This is a genomic window from Xanthomonas sp. SHU 308 (genome assembly GCF_000364645.1).
Classification (GTDB): domain Bacteria; phylum Pseudomonadota; class Gammaproteobacteria; order Xanthomonadales; family Xanthomonadaceae; genus Xanthomonas_A; species Xanthomonas_A sontii.
In genome coordinates, this window is record NZ_AQOK01000409.1 from 1 (window position 1) to 10,338 (window position 10,338).

Here is a 10,338-nt window from a genome sequence, read left to right on the forward strand (position 1 = left end):
GCGCAACTCGCGCGCCAGCGTGGCGATGTCGCTGCGCTCGCCGCCCGGCAGCGGCGCACCGTGCGCGGTCCAGGCCGGCGCCTTGCGCCCGGCATGCGCGGTCAGCCGGTCCACCGCCTCCTCGGCCAGCTTGCGGTAGGTGGTGAGCTTGCCGCCGAACACATTGAGCAGGGCCGCACCATCGCGCGTGTCCAGTTCCAGCAGATAGTCGCGGGTGACCTCGGCGGCGTTGTCCTCCTCGTCGTCGAGCAGCGGGCGCACGCCGCTGTAGCTCCACACCACGTCGTCCGGGGCGATCTGCTTGCGGAAGTAGCGGTTGGCCGCCTCGCACAGATAGCGCGTCTCCTCGCCGTCGATGCGCGGTGCGACCGGGTCGGCGTGGTAGTCGACGTCGGTGGTGCCGATCAGGGTGTAGTCCTGCTCGTACGGAATGGCGAAGACGATGCGCCGGTCCGGCTGCTGGAAGATGTAGGCATGGTCGTGTTCGAACAGCCGCGGCACCACGATGTGGCTGCCCTTGACCAGGCGCAGCGCGTGGTCGTGGCCGACGTGCGCCACCTCGTCCAGGAACTGCACCGCCCACGGTCCGGCGGCGTTGACCAGCGACCGCGCGCGCAGTTCCTCGCGACGGCCGTCTGCATGCTGCAACTGCACCTGCCACAGGCCATCGACCCGGCGCGCGCCGACGCAGCGGGTGCGGGTGAGGATGCGCGCGCCGCGCTGGGCGGCGTCCATCGCATTGAGCACCACCAGCCGCGCGTCCTGCACCCAGGCATCGGAATAGACGAAACCGGTGCGGAACTCCTCGCGCAGCGGCGCACCCACCGGGTGCGTGCGCAGCGCCAGGCGTCGCGAGCCCGGCAGGGTGCGACGGCCGCGGCCGAGGTGGTCGTACAGGAACAGGCCGGTGCGGATCATCCACGCCGGGCGCAGGTGCGGCTGGTGCGGCAGCAGGAAACGCAGCGGCCAGATGATGTGCGGGGCCAGCCGCAGCAGCACCTCGCGCTCGGCCAGGGCCTTGCCGACCAGGGCGAACTCGTACTGCTCCAGGTAGCGCAGGCCACCGTGGATCAGCTTGGTGCTGGCGCTGGAGGTATGCGCGGCCAGGTCGTCGCGCTCGCACAGGCACACCGACAATCCGCGGCCCACCGCGTCGCGGGCGATGCCCACGCCGTTGATGCCGCCACCGACCACCAGCACATCGTAGGTCTCACGCATAGCCGACTCCGGAAGTGTCGTGTCCGGCTCGGCAACAGTGGCCGAGCGCAGAACTGAGGACGAAAAGATCGTAAACGAACATTTCCGAACATATCACGCTGCACTGCAGCGTGGCGTCGACGGCATCCTGCAAACCGGCCGTAACCGGCCAGCGGCTTAGCCCAGAGACAGCCGGGCGGGCGCCCAGGGCCGCTGCAGCGCGATGACCGCGCCACATCACGCAACATTAACGAAACAATCCGAACACACGCCCTGTGTGCCACCCCGGCGGCGGCAGGTCCGGCCTCGTTCAGTCCGCGGCCGCGTCCAGCGCCGGCGCGCCTTGGTCGGCCGCATCGCCCTCGGCGACGAACACGCGGGTGCCGGCCGCCTCCAGCACCGCGGCCAGCTCGGCCGGCGGCGCGCGGTCGGTGAACCAGGCGTGCACCCGCCCGATCGGTCCCAGCCGGACCATGGCGTTGCGACCGAGCTTGCTGTGGTCGGCAGCCAGGAACACCTGCCGCGAGTGCTCGATGATCGCCTGCGCCACCCGCACCTCGTGGAAGTCGAAATCCAGCAGGGTGCCGTCGGGGTCGATGCCGGAGATGCCGATCACGCCGAAGTCCACCTTGAACTGGCGGATCAGCTCGATGGTGGCCTCGCCGGTGACGCCCTGGTCGCGGCCGCGCACGCGCCCGCCGGCCACCATCACCTCGAAGCTGGGATTGGCGCTCATCATCACCGCGACGTTGAGGTTGTTGGTGATCACCCGCAGGCCGCTGTGGCCCATCAGCGCGCGCGCCACGTCCTCGTTGGTGGTGCCGATGTTGATGAACAACGAGGCGTCGTCGGGAATGTGCTGCGCCAGCAGCGTGGCGATGCGCCGCTTCTCCTGCGCCTGCAGCGACTTGCGCGCCGTGTAGGCCAGGTTCTCCACGCTGGACGGCAGGCTCACCCCACCGTGGTAGCGGCGCAGCACGCCGGCCTCGCACAGCAGGGTCAGGTCGCGACGGATGGTCTGCGGCGTCACCTCGAAGCGCGCCGCCAGCCCTTCCACCTCGGCATAGCCCTGCTGGCGCACCAGCGCCACCAGTTGCTCCTGGCGCGGATTCAGCGCGGACACCGCGCTCGGCTTGGGAATCGAATGGTCCATGCATGGATGATGGCGCATGCGCCCGCGGATGCAACCGCGCCGCGTGCACACCCTCGGTGAACCGCAGCCATGGCCCGGGCCTGCGCGGTCTACGCGCCGATGCGGGCCAGCGCCTAGACTAGCGCCCCTCGCCGGGCCTCCCGCACTCCCACACCCGCCATGCTCAACAACGACATCCTGCGCTCCATCCGCTACATGCTCGACCTGAGCGACCAGAAGATCGTCGATCTGGCGCACCTCGCCGATCCCGCGTTCCCGATCGACAAGGCGCAGATCCCGGCGTGGCTGAAGAAGGAGGACGAAGACGGCTTCGTCGAATGCAGCGACGCGGTGCTGGCGCATGTGCTGGACGGGCTGGTGTTCCACTACCGCGGCCGCGACGAAAGCCTGCCGCCGCGCCCGGTGGAAGCGCGCATCACCAACAACGTGGTGCTGAAGAAGCTGCGCGTGGCGTTCCAGCTCAAGGACGTGGACATGCACCAGATTTTCGACGCCGCCGGTTTCCCGGTGTCCAAGCCGGAACTGTCGGCGCTGTTCCGGCAGCCGGAGCACAAGAATTTCCGCCTGTGCGGCGACCAGTTGCTGCGCAACTTCCTCAAGGGCCTGACCCTGCGCGTGCGCAGCGCCGGCTGAGCCGCGCACACTGCTGCACCAGGGCGCGGCCGTCGCCGCGGGACCGGTTTTCCACACGCCGGCCATCGCGAATCGGTAGGATGCGCGCATTCCGCCACCGTGGCGGCGCGGCCGGCTTCCGGTCCTGCCGCCTCCCGTTTCGTTCCGAGGGTCCCCATGAAGCTAGAGGCGCTGTTCGACCAGTTGCACACCCTGCCGACCATTCCCCAGGTGGCGCAGGACCTGATCCTGCAGTTCGATGCGCCGGGCACCAGCCTGGACGCGGTGGCGCGCAACATCGAGCGGGACCCGGTGATCGCGGCCAAGGTGCTGCGGCTGGCCAATTCGGCGCGCTTCCGCGGCGCGCGCGACTCCACCACGGTGGAAGACGCGGCGCTGCGCCTGGGCTTCAACACCTTGCGCACCCTGGTGCTGGCCTCCTCGGTGACCGGCGCCTTCCATGCCCCGGCGCATTTCGACCTGCGCGCGTTCTGGCTGCACAGCTTCGAAGTGGCCGGCGTGTGCCGGCTGCTGGCGCGGCAGAAGGGCCTGGACGCGGAGACCGCGTTCACCTGCGGCATGATGCACAACATCGGCGAACTGCTGATCCAGACCGGCGCGCCCGACTACGCCGCGCAACTGCACCCGGACGCCTCGTCCAGCGGCCGCGCTGCCGACGAGACCGTGCAACTGGGCTTCGGCTACCCGGAAGTGGGCGCCGAGCTGGCGCGGCGCTGGCACCTGCCGCAGGTGATCCAGACCGCCATCGCCTTCCAGGCGCGGCCGCTGCAGGCCCCGGAAGGCGAGCCGATGCCGAAGGTGGTCGCCCAGGCCGCGCTGGTCGCCGACGCGCTGGAGCGTCACGGCGGCGCCAACGACCAGGCGCGGCAGGCGGTGACCGGCCCGCTGCTGGACGACGTGGATCTGGACGCGCTGTTCGCCGCGCTGCCGGACGTGATCGAGGCCGATCGCGCGTTTACCGAGATGTTGAAGTAAGGGAGGACGTGCCGCCACGTCGGTCACACCGCGCGGCGGCATAGCGGGAACTGCGTCTTTCCGATTCTGCCGCACCCTCATCCGGCGCTACGCGCCACCTTCTCCCGGTGGGAGAAGGGGTGGTTTGCGGCGTTTGCCACCGCGCGAGGGCGTCGGCGGCACCGTGGCGGCAGCGCGCGGCGTGCGCGCTTTCGGCGTCTTGGCGGTTGCCGTTTTTGTTGCGCGTTTCTTTTTTGTTGCCGGCGCTGGCGTCGTCGACTTCGCCGCGGTCGTGGCCGTCGTCTTACCCTTGCCCTTGGTCCGCGCTGCCGCCTTCTCCACCCGCGACGTCGCGCCAGATGCGGAGGTACGCGTGGTCTTCGTCGCCTTGCCGCCCTTCGTGTTTCCTTCAGCGCCCGCGTCACCGCGCTTCGGCTTCGCCGGCGACGTAGCTGCACCGCGGGCCGGCGCCGCGCCCAGCACGACCCAGGTCGGCGCATGGTCGCTGGCATGCGGCAGGTCGCGCACCCAGCGGTCCACGCCGGCGTCGCGCAGGCGCGCGGCCAGCGGTGGATTCAGCAGCAGGTGGTCGATGCGCAGCCCGGCATCGCGCTGCCAGTGCTGGCGGAAATAATCCCAGAACGTGTACACGCGGCGCTCGCCGTGCACCTGGCGCAGACTGTCGGTCCAGCCCTGCGCCAGCAGTTCTGCATAGGCCTGGCGGCTTTCCGGTTGCAGCAGCGCATCGCGCCGCCATGAGGCCGGGTTGTAGATGTCCGCATCGGTGGGCACCACGTTGAAGTCGCCGATCAAGGCGACCGGATGCGGCAGCGCCACCAGGAGCTGCGCATGCCGCTGCAGCCGCGCGAACCAGTCCAGCTTGTAGTCGAACTTCGGACCCGGGCGCGGATTGCCGTTGGGCAGGTACAGACAACCGACCAGCACGCCGTGCGCCATCGCCTCGATGTAGCGGCTCTGGGTGTCGCGCGGATCGCCCGGCAGGCCGCGCCGGCTCTCGACCGGATCGCAGCCCCTGGCCAGCAGCGCCACGCCGTTCCAGCTCGACTGCCCCATCCACACCGCGCCGTAGCCGGCGGCATGCAGTTCGGCGAGCGGGAAGCCGGCATCCACGCTCTTGAGCTCCTGCAGCCCGACGATGTCCGGCGCCTCGCGCTGCAGCCATTGCAGCAGCTGCGGCAAGCGGCTGCGGATGCCGTTGACGTTATAGGTGGCGATCTTGAGCGTCTTCATCCGGCGCGCCTGCAGAACCTGCCATCACCTTGGCCCCGCTACCCTCGCCGCATCGTGAAAACGGGAGCCGCCGCATGACCCCGCTCGACAAACCCTTGCGCCGCGCACTGGAGATCGACGGCGTGCACTACACCCTGACCGTGGACCCGGATGGCCTGAAGCTCACCGAGAAGGGCCGGCGCAAGGGCCTGGACTTGCGCTGGAGCGCGCTGGTCAGCGGCGACGCGGCATTGGCCACCGCGCTGCAGGCCTCATTGGCCGATCGCCCGGGCAAGCGTTGAGCGTCGGCGCGGCCGGCGCCACGCGGGAAGACGTGGCCGCCGATGGTGCTATCGTCGCGCCACCGGCAACCAGCAGGGAGCGCGCGGATGCACAAGTGCAGCGATGAGGCGTTCGAAAACGGGCACACGCGCCCCCGGCACGCACGATGGGGCATGGGCGCGCTGCTGCTCGCCCTGCTGCCGCTGGCGGCTTACGCCGCGCCGGACGTGCCGGACAGCCTGCGCGTGTCCAGTACCAACACCTACGCCGCGGGCACGCCCGAATGGCGCCAGGTGCGCGATTGGCTGGCGCAGCATCGGCCATCGGACGCCGGCCCGGCGCGGGCCCAGAACCTGGAGCGACTCGGCCCGCTGATGCTGACCTACGCACGTGCGCTGCACGGCGTGCCGACCCAGGCGCCGGTAGCGCTGCCGCTGCCCGACCAAGGCGCGCCCGGCGACAGCATCGCCATCGCCAGCTGCATCGACGGCCTGCGCCAATCGTGGATCTACGGCGTTGAGGAAGCATCCATGCATGACTGGACGCTGACGTCGTTCGCCATCTCACAGCGTGCGGACTGCACACAGGCGACAGCGCGCGCTGAGCCGGCGACCCCAGCAGACTCTGCAAGCGCTGCATCGGCGCACCGCTAGTCACTTGCCGTGGCTCGTTGAGCGCGGTTGACTCGCAGGAGCGGCTCCAGCCGCGACGAACGAAGCACACCAGTCATCCGTTCCTGAAAGCAGTCGGGACTGAAGTCCCCCCACAGTGCCCCCAGCCAGCACATCGCCGGTCCCTGTGGGAGCGGCTTCAGCCGCGACGCGCGGAGCAGACAGCACGCCGGACCGCCAGCAGGTCACCCGTGGATGCTCAAGTGCACACGTCTCGGCTACCATCGCCGCGGGCGCGCCGCCGCGCGTGCCGACCGTGCCCTCACCTGCGATCCCGATGCCTTCCGCTTCGCCCCGACATGTTGCAGACGCCCCGATTGGCCGCGTGCGCGCCATCGTCCGGCTCGCCGTCTGCATCGCGGCCAGCGTGCTGCTGATCCCACCGCAGTGGCTGCTGATGCGCGTCACCCGCGGCCGTGGCGCGTTCGTGCTGCCGCGGCTGTGGTTCGGCTGCCTGCGGCGCGCCCTGGGTATTCGCGTCGAGGTGGTGGGCACGCCGCGCGACGCGGGCGGGACGCTGTTCGTCGGCAACCACATCTCCCACTTCGACATCGTGGTGCTGGGCAGCCTGCTGCGCGCGCGCTTCATCGCCAAGAACGATATGGAACGCTGGCCGGGCATGCGCCACATCGGTGCGCTGGCGCAGACCGTGTTCATCAGCCGGCGTCGCCAGGATGCGGCCGCGGTGGCCGCCGCCGTGGCGGCGCAACTGCGCCCGGATCACGACGTGGTGCTGTTCGCCGAGGGCACCACCTCTTCCGGCGAGCGCGTTGCGCCGTTCAAGTCCAGCCTGTTCTCGCTGTTCCTCAGCGCCGACCCGGGCGCGCGGCAGTGGACGCTGCAGCCGTTCACGCTGGAGGTGCGCAGCGTCGACGGACACCCCATCGCGCAAGGCGGCGATCGCGATGCCTACGCTTTCTACGGCGAGATGCAGGCCGGTGCGCACGTCGCGCACTTCCTGCGCCTGTCCGGCGCGGTGGTCAGGGTAACCTTCCACGCACCGCTCGCGGTGGCGCCGGGCAGCGACCGCAAGGCGCTGGCTGCGCAGTTGCACGGCATCGTGGCGTCGGCGCTGCCCAGCGCGCCGGCGGATGCCGCTGCGGCGGCCTAAACCGCCGCTGCCCAACACTGCGCACGCGCTCGGGCAGCGCCCGATGATGCGTCAGTGCGCGGTGTCCGGCGCCACCGGCTCCGGCAGGCGCACCACCGCGTACTGCTTGCGGAATTCCATGGCGCCCAGCGCCGGCCAGGTCTCGGCGTAACGGCGCAGGCAGGCCACGCCATCGGGAAAGTCCTCGCCGTTGACCCGGCAATCGGCCGCGACCTCGCCGTCGGCGTCGCGCGAGGCGAACAGGCGGATCCCGAGCATGCGCTGATCCCGCTGCAGCAACGGCATCAAGGCATCCAGGCTGTTGGTGAACAGGCAGCACGGGCAGAACGCGTGTTCGGTGTCCTCGCCCGCCGCGGCCCGCGCGGCGTCGCCGTTCATATGCGCCACCGGTCCCAGCACCACCGTGCGCCGCAGCGCCGACTCGGCCGTGGCCGAGGCAGGGAACTCCATCTGCAGCGTCATGCAGCGCGCATCGGCCGGCGCGGCCACCGCCTCCGACAGCGCCACCAGATCGGTGCGCGCCCACGTCGTGAAGCCCGAGGCCAGGCTCGCGTCGGTGTCCTCGCCGATGGAATGCTGGAACTCGACGATCCCGTCGGGGAACAGGCTGCGGTGATGCACGCGAATGCAGCTGGCCGTGCGCACGCCCTTGCGCAGCTCGGCCAGATCCACCAGTTCGGTGAGCAGTTGCAGGCCGTTGCCGAGCACGACCACCTCGTCGTGCAGGGTCGCCGCATGCCCCTCGCGCTGCAGCACCTGCAGCAACAGCTGCTGCAGAGTATGGCGCGGCTGCGCGTCGGGCGCGGGCTCCGGCCCTGCAGCCTCGTGGGCGGTATCGGCCCCGCGTGGCGAGGTGCAGGACAACAGGCGTCGCATTCGATCGATCATCCTTGCTCCAGGGCGTCCAACGCGCCATTGGTCGCCGGAAGTATGCGCAGTCGCCCGCGGCCACGGCAACCGGCGACGCCACGCCGCCCCGGCGACCAGCGGGCCATGGAACGGCGCCAGGGGCCTCGGCGTCTCTCGCGTCGCACGCCAACCGCAGCACATCCATGGCCACCGCGCCGCGTCTCGCAGCGGCGGACGGCCCCGGTGCAGCGGCCATTGGCGCGCCGCACCGACACAGCGTCTGTCAGCGCCTGGCCGCCTCGCACTGCTTGCGGTTGAACCAGGTGGACTTGGCGATCGGCAGGTAGGCATCCCAATCGCTGGGCGGCAGCATGGTGCTCTGCTTTTCCAGTTCCGCCTGGAACGAGGCCTCGTCGCGGCTGCGGCCGGCCAGGGTGCCGTCCAACGCCGCCAGGCACTCCTGCGGCCGACCCAGGCGCAGCAGGGTGATGGCACGGTCGTTGGCGAAGCGGTCGCGATCGAGCCAGTTGAGGAAGCCGCCGCACTCGCCTGCGAACGCCTGCATGCCGGCCAGCGCCTTGTCGTAGCGCTTGCCGCGATAGTCCTGCAGATAGGCCTCGCGCCGCCGGCTGCTGGCCGCGGCGGTGCAGCCGGCCGGCAACTGCAGGTAGTCGCCCTCGAAGCTGGCGCGCATGCCGCAATAGTCGCGGCAGCTTTCCTCGGTCAGCGCGGCCACGTTGAACCCGCCCGGCACCGGCTTGAAGGCGAGCTTGCACGGCACGTCGCCGGCATCGTTCACCTCCGCCTTGTCGCCCTGCAGCGTGCCCGACAGCGAGCAGGTGTGGCCGTTGGCGCCGACCGACAACAGGTCGAACTGGCGCGCGCCGCCCTTGTCGGTGACCCGCATGCTGCCCCAGCCTTCCTTGGTGCTGTATTCGCCGGGTGCGGGGCCGGCCGCCGCCGCGGCGAACGCCACCAGCCCCACCAGCATCGCGCTCCATCCGTATCGCCGTGCCATCACCTGTTCCTGCCTTCGATCTGAGCCGGCAAGTGTGCGGCATCGCCGCGGCGACGGACCAGTACCGATGTCGCATCCCGACAGCAACGGCCTGTGCGACTCAGCGCAGCGGCACGCGCGAGCGGAACTCGGACAGAAACAGGCCGCGGAGCCACCGATGCGCCGCATCGTGCTCCAGGCGCGGATGCCACAACATCGATACGGTGATGGGCTCGGTGACCACCGGCAGCGCGAACGTGCAAGCAGGCTCGCGCAGCATGTCGGGCTGCGCCGCCATGAACGAGGCCGGCACCAATGCGATCAAGTCCGAGCCGCCCGGCTGGGTGCGCACCGACATGGGCGGGCCGCAGGCGCGCCTGTCCATCGACGACAGCATCCCGCCCCTGCTCGACACCATCGATGCCGCCCGCGGCCGCGGCGGCCTGCACTACCTGGATTATCTGGGCCGCGTGGTGCCGTGGTAGAGGACGCCGCGTGCATCGGCCGCAGGCCTGCATCGGCGAAGCTTTCGATCGATCGCGCCGCGACTGCAACGATGCCCCACGGCTCAGCCGGCGTCGGACAGCGCCAGGGCCAGCGCCGCATCCTCCGACAGCGGCCGTGACAGGAAATATCCCTGCACCAGGTCGACCTGCAGCTCGCGCAGCGCGTCCAGTTCCTGCGCCGTCTCCACACCTTCGGCCACCACCCGCGTGCCGATCTCGTGGGCGAAGTTGGTCAGCCCCTTGGCCAGCGCGCGGCGGCTGCGGTCGGAATGGATGCACTGGGTGATGCTCATGTCGAGCTTGATGACGTCCGGCTGCAACTGCAGGATGTGGCGCATGCTGGCGTAGCCGGCGCCGGCATCGTCCACCGCCACCTGCGCGCCGCGCTCGCGCAGCGGCGCCAGCGCCTGCGCCAGCGCCTGGTAGTTGCGCACGATGGCGTGCTCGGTGATCTCCAGGATCAGGCGCGTCACCTCGGTGTCGTCGCCGAGCAGCCCCGCCAGGGACCCGGACATGATCAGTTCCGGCGACATGTTCACGCTGAGCCGGTACTGCGGCGGGAAGCGCCGCAGATACGCCAGCGCCTTGGCCAGCACGTGCAGCTCCAGGCGGATGCCGACGCCGGCCAGCTCGGCCTGCTGGAACCACTGCGCAGGCCCACGCTGCGGCACGACGTCGAAACGCGACAGGCACTCGAACCCATGCAGGCGCAGCCCCTGCAGCGCGAACACCGGCTGGAACACGATGCGCGGCGC

The 10,338-nt window shown here is 70.4% G+C and carries 13 protein-coding genes; 6 read left to right on the plus strand and 7 right to left on the minus strand.

The genetic code is table 11. The features are described 5' to 3' along the window. On the minus strand, positions 1-1,218 hold a 1,218-nt coding region (glpD, locus tag D588_RS0113685), incomplete at its 3' end, for a glycerol-3-phosphate dehydrogenase (protein ID WP_017916384.1). Positions 1,219-1,507: 289 nt separating this feature from the next. Then, positions 1,508-2,368, minus strand: a complete 861-nt coding sequence (locus D588_RS24795; RefSeq protein ID WP_051067875.1) for a DeoR family transcriptional regulator — start codon at positions 2,366-2,368, stop codon at positions 1,508-1,510. A 141-nt stretch (positions 2,369-2,509) separates the two neighbouring features. Here D588_RS24795 and D588_RS0113695 point away from each other — a divergent pair, with 141 nt between their 5' ends. Further along, positions 2,510-2,983 carry a DUF1456 family protein gene (locus D588_RS0113695; RefSeq protein WP_017907478.1) on the plus strand — a complete coding sequence of 158 codons (474 nt, stop codon included), beginning with the start codon at positions 2,510-2,512 and terminating at the stop codon, positions 2,981-2,983. Between the two features lie 156 nt (positions 2,984-3,139). Then, entirely contained in the window at positions 3,140-3,958 is an 819-nt protein-coding gene (locus D588_RS0113700; protein ID WP_017907477.1) for an HDOD domain-containing protein, read from the plus strand. Positions 3,959-4,045: 87 nt separating this feature from the next. On the opposite strand, the gene D588_RS0113705 is transcribed toward D588_RS0113700, so the two are convergent. Beyond that, positions 4,046-5,188 (minus strand): exodeoxyribonuclease III, encoded by a 1,143-nt coding sequence (locus D588_RS0113705; protein ID WP_017916385.1) that lies wholly within the window; start codon positions 5,186-5,188, stop codon positions 4,046-4,048. Between the two features lie 74 nt (positions 5,189-5,262). On the opposite strand from D588_RS0113705, the gene D588_RS0113710 reads away from it, so the two are divergent. The 3 genes from D588_RS0113710 (at position 5,263) to D588_RS0113720 (ending at position 7,231) form a co-directional block, all read left to right on the plus strand. Further along, positions 5,263-5,469 (plus strand): hypothetical protein, encoded by a 207-nt coding sequence (locus tag D588_RS0113710; RefSeq protein ID WP_017907475.1) that lies wholly within the window; start codon positions 5,263-5,265, stop codon positions 5,467-5,469. Between the two features lie 153 nt (positions 5,470-5,622). Then, on the plus strand, positions 5,623-6,102 hold the full coding sequence (locus D588_RS0113715; protein WP_017916386.1) for a hypothetical protein: 480 nt from the start codon (positions 5,623-5,625) through the stop codon (positions 6,100-6,102). Positions 6,103-6,445: 343 nt separating this feature from the next. Continuing rightward, the gene (locus D588_RS0113720) at positions 6,446-7,231 is read left to right on the plus strand and encodes a lysophospholipid acyltransferase family protein (RefSeq protein WP_017916387.1); all 786 of its coding nucleotides are present in this window, start codon (positions 6,446-6,448) and stop codon (positions 7,229-7,231) included. A 51-nt stretch (positions 7,232-7,282) separates the two neighbouring features. Here D588_RS0113720 and D588_RS0113725 read toward each other — a convergent pair whose 3' ends face one another. The 3 genes from D588_RS0113725 to D588_RS27875 all read right to left on the minus strand — a co-directional run bounded on the left by D588_RS0113725 (position 7,283) and on the right by D588_RS27875 (position 9,375). After that, complete coding sequence (locus D588_RS0113725) at positions 7,283-8,119, minus strand: DUF6348 family protein (protein ID WP_017916388.1); 837 nt, start codon at positions 8,117-8,119, stop codon at positions 7,283-7,285. A 244-nt stretch (positions 8,120-8,363) separates the two neighbouring features. Then, complete coding sequence (locus D588_RS0113730) at positions 8,364-9,098, minus strand: hypothetical protein (RefSeq protein WP_026143703.1); 735 nt, start codon at positions 9,096-9,098, stop codon at positions 8,364-8,366. A gap of 100 nt (positions 9,099-9,198) precedes the next feature. Continuing rightward, positions 9,199-9,375, minus strand: a complete 177-nt coding sequence (locus D588_RS27875; protein ID WP_017916390.1) for a hypothetical protein — start codon at positions 9,373-9,375, stop codon at positions 9,199-9,201. On the opposite strand from D588_RS27875, the gene D588_RS0113740 reads away from it, so the two are divergent. Then, the gene (locus D588_RS0113740; RefSeq protein ID WP_017916391.1) at positions 9,374-9,562 is read left to right on the plus strand and encodes a hypothetical protein; all 189 of its coding nucleotides are present in this window, start codon (positions 9,374-9,376) and stop codon (positions 9,560-9,562) included. The genes D588_RS27875 and D588_RS0113740 overlap by 2 nt on opposite strands. 83 nt (positions 9,563-9,645) lie before the next feature. Here D588_RS0113740 and D588_RS24800 read toward each other — a convergent pair. Further along, the coding region (locus D588_RS24800; protein ID WP_017916392.1) for an EAL domain-containing protein at positions 9,646-10,338 on the minus strand (693 nt) is incomplete at its 5' end.